Annotated in this window: 14 protein-coding genes; all 14 read left to right on the top strand. The window is 45.9% G+C overall.

The window, feature by feature from the left end; all coding sequences use genetic code 11:
- Positions 1-85 precede the first annotated feature (85 nt).
- The 14 genes from OZ401_RS11420 to OZ401_RS11355 all read left to right on the top strand — a co-directional run bounded on the left by OZ401_RS11420 (position 86) and on the right by OZ401_RS11355 (position 16432).
- Positions 86-865, top strand: coding sequence for a metallophosphoesterase family protein (locus OZ401_RS11420; RefSeq protein ID WP_341468363.1), 780 nt, complete (start codon positions 86-88; stop codon positions 863-865).
- A 503-nt stretch (positions 866-1368) separates the two neighbouring features.
- A complete protein-coding gene (dnaG, locus tag OZ401_RS11415; RefSeq protein ID WP_341468362.1) occupies positions 1369-3387 on the top strand; it encodes a DNA primase in 2019 nt (672 codons plus the stop codon).
- A 391-nt stretch (positions 3388-3778) separates the two neighbouring features.
- Positions 3779-4903, top strand: a complete 1125-nt coding sequence (rpoD, locus tag OZ401_RS11410; protein WP_341469876.1) for an RNA polymerase sigma factor RpoD — start codon at positions 3779-3781, stop codon at positions 4901-4903.
- Positions 4904-5172: 269 nt separating this feature from the next.
- A complete protein-coding gene (locus OZ401_RS11405; protein WP_341468361.1) occupies positions 5173-6108 on the top strand; it encodes an alpha/beta hydrolase in 936 nt (311 codons plus the stop codon).
- A gap of 150 nt (positions 6109-6258) precedes the next feature.
- Positions 6259-6927, top strand: coding sequence for a site-2 protease family protein (locus tag OZ401_RS11400; protein ID WP_341468360.1), 669 nt, complete (start codon positions 6259-6261; stop codon positions 6925-6927).
- A gap of 11 nt (positions 6928-6938) precedes the next feature.
- A complete protein-coding gene (locus OZ401_RS11395; protein WP_341468359.1) occupies positions 6939-7454 on the top strand; it encodes a hypothetical protein in 516 nt (171 codons plus the stop codon).
- Between the two features lie 18 nt (positions 7455-7472).
- Positions 7473-8324, top strand: coding sequence for a segregation and condensation protein A (locus OZ401_RS11390; RefSeq protein ID WP_341468358.1), 852 nt, complete (start codon positions 7473-7475; stop codon positions 8322-8324).
- A complete protein-coding gene (locus tag OZ401_RS11385; protein WP_341468357.1) occupies positions 8321-9430 on the top strand; it encodes a [LysW]-lysine hydrolase in 1110 nt (369 codons plus the stop codon). Before OZ401_RS11390 ends, OZ401_RS11385 begins: the two co-directional genes overlap by 4 nt.
- Positions 9431-9741: 311 nt before the next feature.
- Positions 9742-10737, top strand: a complete 996-nt coding sequence (cysK, locus tag OZ401_RS11380) for a cysteine synthase A (protein WP_341468356.1) — start codon at positions 9742-9744, stop codon at positions 10735-10737.
- 12 nt (positions 10738-10749) lie between these two features.
- The gene (locus tag OZ401_RS11375; protein ID WP_341468355.1) at positions 10750-11190 is read left to right on the top strand and encodes an RrF2 family transcriptional regulator; all 441 of its coding nucleotides are present in this window, start codon (positions 10750-10752) and stop codon (positions 11188-11190) included.
- Positions 11191-11345: 155 nt separating this feature from the next.
- Positions 11346-13997, top strand: a complete 2652-nt coding sequence (gene ppdK / locus OZ401_RS11370) for a pyruvate, phosphate dikinase (RefSeq protein ID WP_341468354.1) — start codon at positions 11346-11348, stop codon at positions 13995-13997.
- 336 nt (positions 13998-14333) lie between these two features.
- Positions 14334-15032, top strand: coding sequence for a response regulator (locus tag OZ401_RS11365; RefSeq protein ID WP_341468353.1), 699 nt, complete (start codon positions 14334-14336; stop codon positions 15030-15032).
- Positions 15033-15272: 240 nt separating this feature from the next.
- Positions 15273-15581 (top strand): hypothetical protein, encoded by a 309-nt coding sequence (locus OZ401_RS11360; protein WP_341468352.1) that lies wholly within the window; start codon positions 15273-15275, stop codon positions 15579-15581.
- A 2-nt stretch (positions 15582-15583) separates the two neighbouring features.
- On the top strand, positions 15584-16432 hold the full coding sequence (locus tag OZ401_RS11355) for a hypothetical protein (RefSeq protein WP_341468351.1): 849 nt from the start codon (positions 15584-15586) through the stop codon (positions 16430-16432).
- The last annotated feature ends 123 nt before the right edge of the window (positions 16433-16555 follow it).

Genomic DNA, 16555 nt, shown 5'->3' with positions numbered 1-16555 from the left:
CAAATCGTGATCAGCATAGTAGAATGTTAACCATTACAAATGATCGAAGTTAAGATTCAAGCCAAGTAGAAACAGCTTTACATAAATGGAATCGCCTTCACAGAGTATCGGTTCAGCGATCGCACCTGCCCATTCTAAGCCCATCCGTATCGCGGCTATCGGTGATATTCACTGTACCGAACGCTCATTTTCCCAGATGAAACACTTGTTTTCGGGTGTCCATGAACGTGCAGAAGTATTAATTCTGTGCGGAGATATTACCGACAACGGGCGCACTACTGAGATGGAAGTATTTCTTGCTGCCCTTAAACCAGCCCTTCAAAAGGGTGTAGTGGTTCTTTCAGTGCTGGGTAATCATGATTTCCATAGTGGGAAAGAACGCCAATTGGTTCAATTGATGCAAGAAGCAGGGGTGCGCGTTTTCTTTGGGGATGACAACCTGTTTGTTTATAATGACCAAGTTGGTTTTGTAGGGGTGAAAGGCTTTTGGGGCGGTTTCAATCCCAACGTAATTTCTGCCTTTGGGGAGGAAGAAGGCAAAGCGGTAATGCGGGAAACCGCTGAGGATGTACGTAGGATGGCTAAAGGGCTGCGTTCTCTCAATACGCCGCTTAAAGTTGCCATAATGCACTATTCACCGATTAAAGATACTCTGAAAGGTGAATCGCCTGAACTATACGGGGTTTTGGGGGCGGAATGGCTTGCCAGACCCTTGGATGAAGAAGGCGCAACCGTATGTTTTCATGGGCACTCCCATCGTGGCAGCTATAATGGGCTGACCCGCAAAGGCATCCCGGTTTATAATGTGTCAGCGCCAGTCTTACGACGTGCCGGGTTGCAACTGCCCAGTATCCATTTGGTTTAGGCAAAGCTCCCCCGAGGCAATTTTCCTCAAACTTTGTTCAGTTTTCGGATACTTGCCTTTTCTCATAGAGGTAGCTAGTCAGCGCCACCCGAAATCCTAGTAATTTCACCCTCCAATGCTAGTATTAAGGGCTGAATCGCCCAAAAATTCTTCGAGCTACCCCCTGTTTTTTCCAAGACGCTTGATTAATAAACATTTTGCCCACAAATTTTGCACATAGTTATACACCAAACTGGAACAATATATGTGGAAAAACCACTTGAAAATTGAATGTAAAAAGGGGTAGAATAAAAGGTCACCCAAAAGACGTACATAATAGTGTGCGAATCTTGGCACTTACTGCTTAGGGATATCCGATATTCTACCGGTGCCCTGAATCGAATAAAAAAAACAAAATCCTTTTTATATGTCGACCTTGAATTTAAGGGCGGCAGTATTATTTTGTATTAATAGGGGCTGACTGTTTAGGGTTATCGAGGTTTTACCGGCTAAAGGCGATGCGTATGAATGGCTTTGTGCCTAACTACATCGAAGAAATTAAGCGACGCTTGAGCGTGGTGGATCATATTTCCGCGCGAGTCCCGCTTAAAAAATCCGGGAAAAATTATAAAGGTCTTTGCCCTTTTCATGGTGAAAAATCCGGAAGTTTTTTTGTATTTCCCCAAACTGAGAGCTATTACTGTTTTGGCTGTCATGAATCCGGCGATGTATTTACCTTCACCATGAAAACCGAAGGGCTGGAATTTAACGAAGCGCTGGAAATGCTGGCAAAGCGGGCGGGAGTGGATTTGCCTGAACGCGAGCCACAAATCGCCCCCGATCCTGAAATCCAATCTCAACAGCAGCTTAAAGAACGTCTTAAAGAAATAAATGCAGCGGCGGCAATCTATTTTAGCCATTTGTTGCTCAAATCCAATGAGGGTCAGGCTGCCCGCGACTATTTGGCGAAACGTGAGGTAACACCAAAAGCTGTTGAACTGTTCGGGCTTGGATATGCTCTGGATAGTTGGGATAATTTATTTAAACATCTTACCGCCAAAGGTCGCTTCTCACCACAAGAATTGGTGCAAGCCGGGCTGGTGGGCGAAAGAGAAAATGGGGACGGCTATTACGATCGGTTTCGGGGTCGGCTGATTTTTCCGATCAAAGACAGGCAAGGACAGATTATCGCTTTCGGGGGTCGTGTGCTTGAAGGCGCACCTTCCGATGCGCCAAAGTATCTGAACTCGCCTCAAACTTTTCTGTTTGACAAAAGCGCCACACTTTACGGGTTTGATTTAGCGCGGGATAGCATCCGCCACAGTGATTGTGCGGTAGTGGTTGAAGGCTACATGGATGTTATCGCGGCGCACGAAGCAGGTTTTAGTAATGTGGTTGCGCCTTTGGGAACGGCTTTGACCGAAAAGCATGTTGTATCATTAAAGAAACTTACCAAACGTATAGTGTTGGCGCTCGATGCCGATTATGCCGGACAGAAAGCAACTTTGCAAGGCATTGAAGTGCTAAAACGAGGTTTTGATAGCTATAGCGTTGCGGTTCCTAACCCCAAAGGGCTGATTCAGTTCGAACAGCAACTCGATGCCGATATAAGAGTAGCGATTTTACCGACCGGCAAAGACCCTGATGAAGTGGTTCGCGAGAGTCCCGATCGTTGGAAAGAAATGATCGCGCGCGCTGTTCCGGTAGTCGATTACACTTTTACTAGTGTAGCTGCTTCAATGGACTTAAATAATGCGCGGGGCAAGAGTGAAGCAGTAGAAATCCTTATTCCGGTAATTCTGGAAGTACGCGATCGTATAGAACGTGAACATTATATCCAGAAACTGGCGCGAATAACCAATACCGGCGCGGATTTGCTATATGCTGAGTTAAAGCGGGTTTCCAGAGCACAATATTCCAAACCTTCTGCCGAAAAAAGCAGGAACGATAACACGGTTTCTGGCGTTGATATAGATACAAGTGAAGAAACTCCACCACGGGTTATCCAAATAGGAGCGCGTCGCCAACTGGATTACGAGGACAAGCTCCTTGCTTTCGTGTGGCGTTATTCGAAAGCTCTCGATAATACCGGGCAAGAGGATAAACAGGTTTCTTCTGATGATTTTAGAAAAGGCGAAAATCGATTTCTGTATGAATCATTGATTGAAGCCAAGCAACATGGGGTTTCATTAACTGAAGTAGAAGAATCATTTACTCCGGAGATGGCAAGCTACTTTGCGCAGCTTATGGAAGATGTAAACGCGCAACCGGAACTTGACCCATATGGTGAAGTAAGTTTGGCTTTTCAGTTTCAACTGAGGCGCTTGCGTAACTCTAGGGCAATGGATTTCGTACCAACATTAGTAGAGATGCAACGCAATTGCGAAGAGTTGGCAAATACTGGCGAAAATGCGGATGGCGCTAACGAAAACATGTTGGAAAATGAAGATGAAATTTTCCGGCAAGCCGACCAGCTTAGGGTAGAAATTTTTAATAACCAACCCAGCTTGAGCGTTATTTTTAAAGATAGTCGTGATCGGTAATTAGGGGTTATACTAGAGAATCATATAGTTTATGTGGTTATGGTCTGGAAGCAAACCAACTTAAACAAAGGTCTCTATTGGCGCAAACGTTGCGAAGCCAAAACCAGACCAGCATATGATGTTTGAGTACATATGCTTCAAACAAGCTCAATATATCAAATAATAATTACAAACGCAAACTGCTTGATTAAAAATATATTCTTTTAGGGGATAGGGGAGTGCGAAAATAATGGGTAATACAAAGCGCAAGCGGCACTACGAAGGAGATACTCTTGTTGAGGAGGTCGACGATGTAGATCGCTTGCTCGGTCTGGCTGAAAAACCTGCCGAGGAAGAAGTAGAGCCAGAGGATCTTTTGGAACCTGATTTGCTGGATGAGGATGTGGTATTGATGGACGAGGATGTCCTTAGCCCCGATAAAGCCTTAGAAGCTTTAGAACCTGTAAGCAATCTCAGTGATTTGCTGGCACGGGGCAAAAAACAGGGCTATGTTACCCAAGATCAGATCCTGCAAGCGGTTCCTGAGCCGGAGTCACATCTAGAGCAAATAGAAGATGTTTATGCTGAACTTATTGAACTCGGCATTGAAATATTGGACGATGCTAAAGAATTTAACCCACGTGGTAAGGGTGAAGATTCGAATGAGCCTGATCCTGACTTAGATATTGCTTTCGACCTAGAAGGCATGAGCATTGATGATCCGGTTCGTATGTATCTGCGAGAGATTGGGCGAGTTCCTTTGCTAACTGCTGCTAAGGAAGTAGATTTGGCGAAACGGATGGAAGCCGGAGATGATGAAGCGCGTCGCCATCTAACCGAGGCTAACTTGCGGTTAGTTGTTAGCGTTGCCAAAAAGTATATCGGGCGCGGTATGTCACTCTTGGATCTTATTCAAGAAGGCAATATCGGGCTAATCCGTGCAGTTGAGAAATTCGATTATCGCAAAGGCTATAAGTTCAGCACCTACGCTACTTGGTGGATTCGCCAAGCGATTACTCGTGCAATTGCTGACCAAGCACGTACAATTCGTATCCCGGTGCATATGGTTGAAACCATCAATCGTTTGATTCGCACCAGCCGCCGGTTGGTACAGGAACTCGGTCGTGACCCAACCAGCGATGAAATTGCTCGCGAGATGGGCTTACCGGCTGAGAAAGTGCGCGAGATTATCAAAATTTCGCAAGAGCCGGTTTCGCTTGAAACGCCAATCGGCGAAGAAGAAGATTCGCATCTAGGCGATTTCATTGAAGACCAAAAAGCGCTTGCTCCTGCCGATGCCGCCAGCCACCAGTTACTTAAAGAACAGGTGGAGGATGTGTTGGACAGCCTAACTCAGCGCGAACGTCGGGTATTGCAACTTCGTTTTGGACTAGATGACGGGCGTAGCCGCACACTAGAGGAAGTTGGGCGTGAGTTCGGGGTAACCCGTGAGCGCATTCGCCAGATAGAGGCAAAAGCTTTGAGGAAATTGCGACACCCCAGCCGCAGCAAAAAACTCAAGGATTATTTAGAGTAAGAAATGCTCCCCCTTCCAAACTGCGAAGGGGGATTTTTTATCCCCTGAGTTTCTTTTCTATAGCACCGCTAATTTTCCCAATGGTTTGCTACCGCACCTAAATCAATCCTACTCATGTATGATTCAAGCTCGAAATGACAGTAATTGACAGTAATTACGCTGTAATATGCAGTCGGGTTACAGCTAAACTAAGGTTGGAGGAAGATTTCTCGTTTGTTCGTAAAGTTCTAACCGGAGAATATTTTTACTGGCAAAGAAAGGAAGCTGCTATGAAAATACAGACGAGTGTTAAGCAAAAGAGAGCCTTTTACAAAACAAAGCGGTTCAAAATTTCGCTGACAGGGTTGGTACTGGGCGTAATAGCAATCTATATCGGAATATGTGCCTATGCTGCCAGCGTTTTTACCACCAGCGCCACCCGCGATCTTGGTCCTAATACTCCTACTACATTTGGGATGCCTTATGAAGAAATTACTTTCAAGACCAGCGATTCCGCGCAGCTAACAATTAGAGGGTGGTGGATACCACGCCAGAATTCGCAGAAAACGCTGATTATGGTTCATTCCAAAGATGGCACTCGCACTTTTCTGCTTCCGGTGAGTCAGCGTCTCTGGCAGCAAGGCTTTAATATTCTGCTTTTCGATACCAGAGGTCAGGGCTTGTCCGATGGTGAGCGTTATACCTTTGGTTGGAAAGAAAAATATGATGTAGTTGGGGCAGTGGAATTTCTGAAGAGTAAAGGATTTTCGCCCAATCATATCGGGGTAGTAGGTTGGAGTATGGGCGCTGCTACCGCGCTAATGGCAATGGCAGAAACGCCCGATATTAAAGCCGGGTTAATCGAATCCAGTTATGGTAGCCTTGACCGGGTGATAAATGAAAAATACTATCCTGATTCCGGGATGCCCATACTGCTTTATCCCGGAATCAAGCTAATGGCGAAGCTCATGTATGATTTGGATGTAGATCAATCTAATCCAGAAGTTGCTATTACCAAACTAGGAGAGCGAAAAGTATTTCTGATTCACGCTGAAAAAGACCAAGAAATCCCGGTCTCCGAATTTCAAATATTGCTTAAATCAGGTGGCGCGAATGTGGCAGAAAGCTGGTTAGTACCGGGATCGAAGCATGTGCGCAGTTTTCAAGACTATCCCGATGAATATGCCCGGCGGGCTGTAGCTTTTTTCAATCGGGAGCTATTATAACGTTGCGCTTTACAAACGCTTTGTTAGTTTAATCACGAAACTTCCCAACCGGAAGAATATCTCAAGTAATAAACAGGGATATGCTATAATTTCTGGCATATGTTTAGATAATACAATGAGACCAGATGGTAAATCCGGCAGGAGTTTTAGATGACTTTTTCAACGGCTGTTTTTTTAGCTTGGGTTGTAGCCTTTATTTTTGGGATTGCAATTCGCGAATACCTTAAAGCCCTAATAGCAGATCGGCTCGGCGATAAGCGCCCCCGCTCACAAGGAAGGCTTACCCTTAATCCCACTGCTCATCATCATGGGCTAGGCTTGGTGTTAGCTTTTATGGCTAGTGTAGGCTACCCGGTTATAACTTGGGGCAAGCCCGTTGAAGTGAATACCAATGCCCTGCGTGGCGGGCGTGGCAGTACTACCCTTGTATCGGCAGTTGGTATCCTTGCAAATCTGCTGCTTGGTTGGCTAATTTGGCTGGCGGCAAGCCCTTATATCCGAAATGCTAAAAGCACTGATTTGCTGGCAAACTTTCTGTCCGGCTTGGTGCTGGTAAATTTTCTTCTGTTTGCTTTTGATCTGCTTCCAATCCCACCTTTAGACGGCTATTATTTCATCAAGGGCTTACTTCCGGCTCAATGGGATGTGAAATTGCAAAGCTATGAAACTTACGGCACACTCATACTGGTAATTGTTGTCCTGTTCATTCCTTTTTTATTCGGTATATTTAGTTCCAGAGGCGGCAACCCAATTTTCGATTTTATTATTAATCCAATAGTACGGGCGGTATGCGGATTATTTGGAATACCATTAGGATAGTAGATTCAAAGATGGATGTTCGTTACCGTTGTAAGCAATTGCTAATGGCACTCCGGGCGCGCCCTTTTAATCAGGCTGAGTCCGAATTTGTACACCAAATATTGAGTGAGAAGCAAGCCACGTTATTTTTTGCTTTGCCTCTTTACGAGCAGCATCATGCTTATAGAGTTTGTCGTATGCTTTGGGAAGAAGGGCATCAGACAGATACAGCCTTACTACAAGCAGCCTTGTTGCATGATTTAGGCAAACGCGACCCCCTTTCGGGCAGATACATTAGCCTGTGGGATAAAATTCTGGTGGTGGCGCTAAAGAAAATCGGTGGTAAGCCCCTACTATATAAAGTGGCAAAGCCTGATCCAAGCAGTTGGCTTTATGTATTCTGGTTACAAGCTCGCCACGAACAACGTAGCGCAGAATTGGCAGAAGCGGTGGGTAGTTTACCGCGTGTGGTTGCGCTTATAGCAGGGCGTGTTCCTGATAATGACCCGGCTTTTACTGCGTTGAAAGGGGCAGACGATGCAAACTAACTTGATAGCTGAAAGCTAATGGAAAAACAAACTCGCCAGAAAAATGTATTTGGGATGACGGTATATCGCTATCAGGTGCGCTTACCGGGCTTTGATTTTGAGGGTCCGTTGGATTTGTTATTGCAGTTGATTGAGCGTAACGAATTGCCCATTACAGAAATCTCCTTGGCAAATATTGCCGAAGAATATACCGCTTATATAGACCAGCTAACCGAAATCAATCCTGCCGAACTTTCAGAATTTCTGGTTATATCTGCCAAATTACTTCTGATAAAAAGCGCTGCGCTATTACCTGCTCCACCCGCTCGTCTGGGGGAACCGGAAGAAAGCACAACCGATGCTCAGGAACTGATCGCCCAGTTGCGCGAATATAAGCGCATAAAAGAGGCGGCACGATTTCTGCAACAACGCCACGAATCAGGCTATCGGGCTTATAGCAGCCAACGTAGCGGACCTACTGAATTACAACTAGAACAATTAAACGCAGCGCTGAAAAAAATGGGGCATGGTAAGAGCGGGCTTGCTTTACATGGCGTAAAACTGCAAGATTTACTGGCGCTGGTAAAACGCAGATTGGCTGCTCAGCAAAGGGAACAGTTAAAATTGCCATTGGCAGTGAATCAGGAACAATTGGGGCGCAGCGTTAAAATAGAAGAACGTATTGAGTTAGTTGAAGCCCGGTTAAAAGATGAAAAACAACTTGCTTTTAGCAGTTTGTTTGAGTCTCGTAGCGCCGAAACTCGGCTTGAGCTTGAGATTATAGTTACCTTTATGGCATTGCTAGAACTACTGCGAAGGCATGCCGTAGTAGCACAGCAAGACGAACTTTTTGGTGAGATATACATTACTTCAATGAAGGACGTAGAATGACCGATCCTACTACTTTACCGCAACCGATATCCAGTGAGGAACGAGTGGCTTTTTTTCAGGAAATGCTCGAAATTTACAGCCCTAGCTATCAGGAACGTGCTGTTGCCGAGTTTTTGGTGCGCAAGATGCAAGAGTGGGGCTTTCGAGAAGCCTATGTAGATGAAGCCGGGAATGCGGTAGGCGAAATCGGTGCAACAGAGGAGCAAGCTACTAAAACTTTAGTGCTGTTAGGGCATATCGATACTGTACCGGGTTTTATTCCGGTTCAGCTTATGGAAGATGGCGATACTATTTACGGGCGCGGTTCGGTTGATGCTAAAGGTCCTTTTGCGGCTTTCACCCTAGGTACTGCCGCGTTGGTGCGTCAGCAAGCGCAATTATCTGCCGATGGAAAACGCATCGTATTGGTGGGAGCAGTGGAAGAAGAAGCCGCCAGCAGTAAGGGGGCGCGTTATGCCGCAAACCGCTATCGCCCGGAATTTTGTGTAATCGGTGAGCCTAGTGGTTGGTCTAATATCACGTTGGGTTACAAAGGACGTTTGCTGCTAGATTATACTTTAAGCCGTGACACCAAACATACTGCCGCCGATGGTCCTAGCGCGTGCGAGGAGGCGGTGGATTTCTGGAATAAAATCAAGGCATATGCAACCGAGTTAAACGCGGGTAAAAGTATTTTCGAAACTTTGCAACCTTCCCTACGCAATTTTAACAGCCAAGCTAACGGGTTTCAGGAAGTAGCACATCTATATATTGGATTTCGGATTCCGGTGGGTTTTTCCATACAAGAATTTAAAACCTTGCTAGATGCTTGGCGAGGTGATGCGGTACTTGAGCTAAGCGGCGAGGAAACGCCGGTGCGTAGCGAGAAAAATAACCCGCTGGTAAGAGCTTTCTTATCCGCAATTCGTGGTGAAGGTGGACAACCGAAGTTTCGTTATAAAACGGGAACCAGCGATATGAACGTGCTTGCTCCCATTTGGCAATGCCCTATCCTTGCATACGGACCGGGCGATAGCAGCCTCGACCATACCCCGAATGAGCATGCCAGCCTTAGCGACTTAGAGAAGGGCGCTAATATCATCACCCGCATGTTGCTGGAATTATAGGAAATTGCCGGGCATTAGAAAAATGCCCACCACACTAAACACGACATATCCCTAACAAACTTTCCTACTACACATTCATTTTAATGATAAATAGCCTCGTTTCAAATCTCTGGTTTATTGACAATCCTAATTAACATTATTATAATACCAGATGTACACTAAATTGAGTATTCTACTCAAGATTGTACTTTAGAATAATTAAATTACACTCTCGCTACTCCTTTGTTCCCTTACGTACAGCAAAACCCCTAAATATAGAATAGTTAGCCGGAGAGCAACGAGAGTCCTTAGTAATGAGGAAAAGGTGAGAAATGAGCCTTGTAGATGCAAGTAATGATCTTGTGCAGCGACGACGGCATCGTCCCAAAATTGCTGCCAATGCTATAGAGTTAATGGGTAATACCCCTCTAGTACGCTTGAATAAAGTTAATGAAAATGGCGTAGCAAATGTGCTTGCCAAGTTGGAGGCTTTTAATCCAGGTTTTTGTGTGAAATGCCGCATTGGGGTTGGCATGATAGAAGATGCGGAACGGCGTGGGGTGCTTACTCAGGAGACCACCATAATTGAACCGACCAGTGGTAATACCGGTATCGCGCTTGCTTGGGTTTCGGCAGTAAAAGGCTACAAGTTAGTTCTTTGTATGCCCGATACGATGAGTATCGAGCGTCGCATGTTGCTGAAAGCTTATGGTGCAGACCTAGTGCTTACTCCCGGTTCACAGGGTATGCCCGGCGCTATCCGCAAAGCGGAAGAATTGCTGGCTGAAACTCCTAATTCGTGGATGCCTCAGCAATTTAAGAACCCGGCTAACCCTGAAATTCATCGTAATACCACCGCTCTTGAAATTTGGGACGATACCGATGGTCAGGTAGATATAGTTGTCGGTGGAGTCGGTACGGGTGGTACAATTACCGGTATTGCTCAGGTTATTAAATCAATCAAACCCGGCGTAAAAATAGTAGCGGTTGAGCCTGTTGATAGCCCGGTGTTAAGCGGTGGTACGCACAAACCACACAAAATCCAAGGTATTGGCGCAGGATTTGTACCGGATGTGCTGGCGCGTGATTTGATAGATGAGGTTGTGCAGGTTAGTAATGATGATGCTATCCAAACAGCCAGAGAAATTATGCGTAAAGAAGGTTTGCTGGTAGGCATTAGTTGCGGCGCTGCTGCTTGGGTAGCCTTGCAACTCTCGAAACGTCCTGAAAACGCGGGGAAAAATATTGTGGTAATATTGCCGGACACTGGCGAACGTTATCTTAGCACTATTCTTTTCGCCGATATTCGCGAGGCTTTACAGGTTTAATCAGGGGGTAAAATGAAGATTTCCAGTAAAGGGGAATACGGTCTGCGTGCCTTATTTGATTTGGCAATGCACTATGGCAGCCGTCCCCGCCGTAGCCGCGAGATCGCTGAAGCTCAAAAGGTTGCGGAGGATTACCTTAACCAGTTGTTGATAATTTTGCGAAAAGCGGGGCTAATTCATAGCTTGCGCGGCCCGCAGGGTGGGCACGTTTTGGCGCGTCCCCCCCATCAAATCACCCTTTATGATGCTTTGAGCGAATTGGAAGGTTCTCTCTCGCCTGTAGAATATTCTAACGATTTGCGAGAAAAAAGCATGGTGGAGGTTGACGAAATTCTCAATCCTATCTGGGATGAGGTAGAGCAGCAAATAATTAGTACGCTCAAATCCACCTCTTTACAAGCTTTAATGGATCGTCACCACTCGCTACAAACGCAAGTTATGTATCATATTTAACCTTTGCAAGGTAGGGCGCATATTGTATGCGCCTTCTTTTTGTGTTCAAAATCTTCGAGCAGTCCTAATCTTGCCAGTCATTAGCCAAAGTAGTACAATGCTTGCAACGCACTAAAGACGAATTAGCAGAAAACTGCATCGGAGGAAAAATTAGCATGTCAAAGAAGTGGATTTACCTCTTTAGAGAAGGCAACGCAAGTTGGAAAGATCTGCTTGGTGGCAAAGGCGCTGGCCTTGCAGGTATGACAATCGCGGGAATGCCCGTTCCCCCCGGATTTACCATAACTACCGAAGTATGTAACGCTTATTATGATGAAGGCAAGAAGTTCCCTGATGGAATGTGGGAACAGGCGATGGATGCTCTGAAGGTTGTAGAGCAACAAATGGATCGTCAATTTGGTGATCCGGTCAATCCATTGCTGGTTTCTGTTCGCAGTGGTGCGAAATTCTCAATGCCGGGTATGATGGATACCATTCTCAATCTCGGTTTAAATGACACCACTATTAAAGGCTTGATAGCTAGCACCGGCAATGAGCGATTCGCTTACGATGCTTACCGCCGTTTCGTGCAGATGTACGGTAACGTGGTGCTGAATATCAACAAGGACAGTTTTGAGCATGTTCTGGATGCATATAAGCACAAGATTGGGCCTAAAGCCAAAGATACAGACCTTACTACGGAAGATTTGCGTGCTATAAAAGATGAGTTTAAAGCGATTGTGCTTAAGGAAACTGGCTCGCCTTTCCCTGAAGAACCGCTGGAACAACTCAAAGGCGCAATTGAAGCCGTGTTTGCCAGTTGGAACAATGATCGCGCCATTTATTATCGCCAAGTTAACAAAATTAGCGATGCTCTTGGTACTGCCGTAAACGTACAAACGATGGTATTCGGTAACATGGGTGACGATAGCGGTACTGGTGTAGCCTTTACCCGTGACCCTGCCACCGGTGAGAATGTGCTGTACGGCGAATATTTGCCCAATGCACAGGGTGAGGACGTAGTAGCCGGTATTCGTACCCCCCACCCCATTTCTGACATGGAACATGACCCGAACTTCCCCGGTGTTTACAAACAGTTCCGTGAGATTGCTCACCGCTTGGAAGCGTACTATAAAGACGTACAGGACATGGAGTTTACCATCGAAAAGGGCAGACTTTTCATGCTCCAAACCCGTAACGGTAAACGCACCGGTCCTGCCGCTGTGAAAATTGCGGTTGATCTAGTACGCGAAGGGGTAATTGACGAAGCTACCGCATTGCAAAGAGTTCCTGCCGATGATCTGACTCAGTTGTTATTACCACGTGTTGATCCCGTGGCGAGAGCTCATGCTAAGTTTATTACCAAAGGGTTAGCTGGTAGTCCCGGTGCAGCAGTTGGTCAAGTTGTCTTTACTGCCGAAGAAGCAGAGGCTCTTGGTAATGCCGGACAAGATGTGATTCTGGTTCGTCGGGAAACCTCACCCGAAGACCTTCGCGGTATGGTAGCGGCACGCGGTATTTTGACTGCCTTTGGTGGTAAAACCAGCCATGCTGCCGTAGTGGCACGTGGTATGGGCAAGTGCTGTATCGTAGGGGCAGGCTCAATTCATATTGCCAAAGATGCATCAGGCTTTAGCATTGATGATACCGATGTAGTGATTAAAAAAGGCGATTGGATTACCCTTGATGTAGACTCGAATGAAGGGCGCGTGTTGGCTGGTAGAGTTAAAACTATCGCTCCAGAAATGAGTGGTGATTTTGCAACACTTATGGAATGGACAGATAAGTTCCGCAAACTTCAGATACGTGCCAATGCCGATACGCCACAAGATGCTCTCAAAGCGCGTGAGTTTGGCGCACAGGGTATTGGTCTTACCCGCACCGAGCACATGTTCTTCGAAGGTAATCGCATTATGGCGATCCGCGAGATGATCCTTTCGGATAATCAAGAAGATCGCAAAAAAGCTCTTGAAAAGATTCTGCCCTATCAAAAGGAAGACTTTGTAGGTATTTTCAAGGCGATGGACGGTTTTCCTGTTACCATTCGCACCCTTGACCCGCCGCTACATGAGTTCCTTCCTCATGAGGATGCACAAATTGTAGAACTGGCGCAAGAGATGGGAATCAGCGTTGAAAAAGTCAAGAATCGCATTGAGTATCTAAAAGAGTCTAACCCAATGCTAGGTTTCCGTGGTTGTCGCCTCGGCATCCAATATCCTGAAATTACCGAAATGCAGGCGCGTGCGATTTTCCGAGCTGCGTTGGAAGTAAAGAAGGAAGGCGTAAATGTTCACCCTGAAATTATGATCCCGCTGGTTAGTGATGTGAACGAGCTTAAGCTACAGCGCGATATAGTTGAAAGGGTTGCATTGGAAGAAGGCGTTAAAGAAGCAGGCTTAGCTTATTCAGTCGGTACTATGATTGAATTGCCAAGAGCCGCTTTAACTGCCGATAAAATTGCCGAAGTAGCCGAGTTCTTCAGCTTTGGTACTAACGACCTAACTCAAACCACCTTTGGCTTGAGCCGTGACGATAGCGGTAAGTTCCTACCGCTTTACGTAGAGCGCAAGATTCTGAAGGATGATCCCTTCCAGGCGCTTGACCGTGAAGGCGTAGGGCAATTGTTGAAGATCGGAACGGAACGCGGACGCAGCACTCGCCCTAATTTAAAGGTCGGTATCTGCGGTGAGCATGGTGGTGAGCCAAGCTCGGTAGAGTTCTGTCACCAGATTAATCTCAACTATGTAAGTTGCTCGCCCTTCCGTGTGCCGATTGCGCGCTTAGCTGCCGCACAAGCCGCGATTGGTGAAACTGTACGCGACAAATAGTTTACTGATTTATTTACCTCCGTCATCTGTTACTAGATGATGGGGGTTTTTTTATTTCTGGGATTTTGAGGCAAGTATAATTAATCTCTGATTAGTTATAGGGTTTTAAAAAGTGACGAAAACAAATAATAGAACCATCTTTATGCTTTCTTTATTTTCTCAGGTTCAAATACAGCGAAAAGGCTAATATGATGCGAAAATGAGAGATTCTCTTAATCGAAAGTTTATTAAAATACGCAATTCTACCCGCTACTTTTTGCCTTCTACGGTGTTATAGATAGTAATTGGATAATATCCAAACTAAAACGATTTTTTCTAAGCTAGAGAGGATCAACCGTGCTCATAAAAACAAATTCGAGAGAAGAAAAGATTAGAATTTTGTTGGTGGATGATCACCCTCTATTTATTGTCGGTTTTCAGCATATCATTGAGTTTGAACCACAATTTGTAGTTGTCGGTAATGCCGTCACTGGCAATCAAGCCTTGGCAATGGCTGAACAGCTAAAACCTGATCTGGTTATATGTGATCTCAATCTGCCTGATATGGACGGTTTAAATGTAACTCGTTTGCTTGTCAAAAGATTTCCTGATACTCAAATAATCATTTTGAGCATGTACGAGGATGATGACCAGGTTGTGAACGCTTTCCAAGCCGGTGCGGCTGGTTATTGTTCCAAAACAACCCATATTGAGAAAATTTTGAAGCTTATGGTTGAAGTAGGACAAAAGCAACCAAGTTTGACTACATCTGTTGCTACTTCCAATATGCTGCGTTCCCAAGAGAATAAGGGTGGCGCGAATTCCGGCGCTACCGGATTAAATCCTCTTACTATGCGCGAATCGGAAGTCCTTGAGGCGATTGCCTTCGGATGCCCTAATCGAGAAGTTGCTTCAACTCTTAGCATTAGCGAGCATACAGTAAGAGCGCATATAAACAATATTTTGAAAAAGTTGCGTGTAAATGATCGCACACAAGCGGTTCTAGCAGCGCTGCGCTATGGTTGGATAAAAGTACCAGTAGCGACGATGGAATAAAAAAGTTTTAATACAGTACTTTTTAGCTAATCGCATAGTACTGTATCAGCATTGAAAGTCACATTGTATCAAGCTAGAATCAAAATAACTAATACTACTCTGCTTGAATGGGCTAGTAGCAAGCTACTACCCGCAATTATAACTATATTCCTCCGGTAATAAGGTTTATGAACCTTAGTGGCGCTGTAATTTATTAGTAGCGCTTGGCTTATTATTGTAATTTTTGAGGAGAAAAGAAGCGTGCAGGAAACTAAGAAGATTTTCCCCGGTATCATACTGGGACTACTGGCGATATTGATTTTCAATTTCGGCATTAGTTCTCATGTTATGGTAAAGGAAACCCCTGTTGCGGAGGTGCAGACTGCTAGTGTTACCAGTCTGGAGCAACTGAAACTTTTCAGCCCTTTGAGGGATTTCAAGTTGAACGCGCCAAATAACGCAGTTTCGCAGCCTAACATTATCAATTCGTTGCCTGTGATTAATTTGCCCGGTACCAACACTTCGCTTGGTATTTCAGAAGGCGCTCACTTTCAAGATAGGGAGAAATAATAATGCTTAAAGAACGACCTGATGTCAGGAATCAACTTCCGCGCAATCAACTACCGCCTCGCAAATCGCCGGGCTTGATGAAGGTAAATATCGCAACTTTTTTGATAGTCGGACTACTCTTTCTGTTCTTGTGTTACCAGATAGGTGCCGATGTCTCTCATTCTATATCCATAAAGGTTGGTCCGGCAGCTACTCAACAGGTAGTTGGTCAGAAGACCAATAGCAAGCCTAAGACTAAAACTGCTGTGGTTGGTGCAGATGGGACTGTAACCCCCGGAGTTGCAGGTGCGGATGCTACTGATGATACAACTGATGATGGAAGTGATACTACTGATACTTCTGGCGATTCCACTACTGACTCTAATTCGCCGGATGGTAGCACCATTCCGGGACAAGACCCGGTTTCTAACCAGGATCAGAATGTGCCCGGCAATACCCCAAATGGTAGTGGCGGTTCTAACACCCCTGCTGCTGGCGCTCCGCCTCCTGCAAATAGTAAAGGGGCAGTAGTACCTACCAGCAACGCTCCGGGTGGTACGACTTCCGCGCCAACTAACCCGCCGAGCAACGGTAACCAACCGCCTGTTCAGCAGCCTACCAGCGCACCAGCGCCGAAGCAAACCACGGCAGCGCCGCCACCGGCTCAGACAACCAGTGCTCCGCCACCGCCAGTTAAGACTACGGTAGCGCCACCGCCACCGGCTCAGACAACCAGTGCCCCGCCACCGGCTGCGCCGACCGCGACTCCGGTGCCTGCACCGACCGCAACGCCGAAGCCTGCGCCGACCGCAACGCCGAAGCCTGCGCCGACCGCAACGCCGAAGCCTGCGCCCACAACCAAGCCTTCCTAGAATTGGTTGGGAAATGCTCCCCTCTTGTGAGGGGAGCAACCTGATATAACAGTGCATTATTTATCAATCTTAACAGTAACTTTTTCCGTTGTGGAGTTCTAAATCTGAAAATGGAGACGGCAG

Origin of the sequence: Candidatus Chlorohelix allophototropha (assembly GCF_030389965.1) — a bacterium.
In the GTDB taxonomy this organism is placed as follows: Bacteria; Chloroflexota; Chloroflexia; order Chloroheliales; family Chloroheliaceae; genus Chlorohelix; species Chlorohelix allophototropha.
This window is presented reverse-complemented; position numbering and strand designations above follow the sequence as displayed.

Coding starts and splice junctions, on each gene's coding strand:
- cysK (WP_341468356.1), top strand. CDS start 9,742: ATGAGCCTTGTAGATGCAAGTAATGATCTTGTGCAGCGACGACGGCAT.
- OZ401_RS11395 (WP_341468359.1), top strand. CDS start 6,939: ATGGATGTTCGTTACCGTTGTAAGCAATTGCTAATGGCACTCCGGGCG.
- OZ401_RS11390 (WP_341468358.1), top strand. CDS start 7,473: ATGGAAAAACAAACTCGCCAGAAAAATGTATTTGGGATGACGGTATAT.
- OZ401_RS11385 (WP_341468357.1), top strand. CDS start 8,321: ATGACCGATCCTACTACTTTACCGCAACCGATATCCAGTGAGGAACGA.
- OZ401_RS11420 (WP_341468363.1), top strand. CDS start 86: ATGGAATCGCCTTCACAGAGTATCGGTTCAGCGATCGCACCTGCCCAT.
- OZ401_RS11400 (WP_341468360.1), top strand. CDS start 6,259: ATGACTTTTTCAACGGCTGTTTTTTTAGCTTGGGTTGTAGCCTTTATT.
- OZ401_RS11355 (WP_341468351.1), top strand. CDS start 15,584: ATGCTTAAAGAACGACCTGATGTCAGGAATCAACTTCCGCGCAATCAA.
- OZ401_RS11375 (WP_341468355.1), top strand. CDS start 10,750: ATGAAGATTTCCAGTAAAGGGGAATACGGTCTGCGTGCCTTATTTGAT.
- rpoD (WP_341469876.1), top strand. CDS start 3,779: ATGGACGAGGATGTCCTTAGCCCCGATAAAGCCTTAGAAGCTTTAGAA.
- dnaG (WP_341468362.1), top strand. CDS start 1,369: ATGAATGGCTTTGTGCCTAACTACATCGAAGAAATTAAGCGACGCTTG.
- OZ401_RS11405 (WP_341468361.1), top strand. CDS start 5,173: ATGAAAATACAGACGAGTGTTAAGCAAAAGAGAGCCTTTTACAAAACA.
- ppdK (WP_341468354.1), top strand. CDS start 11,346: ATGTCAAAGAAGTGGATTTACCTCTTTAGAGAAGGCAACGCAAGTTGG.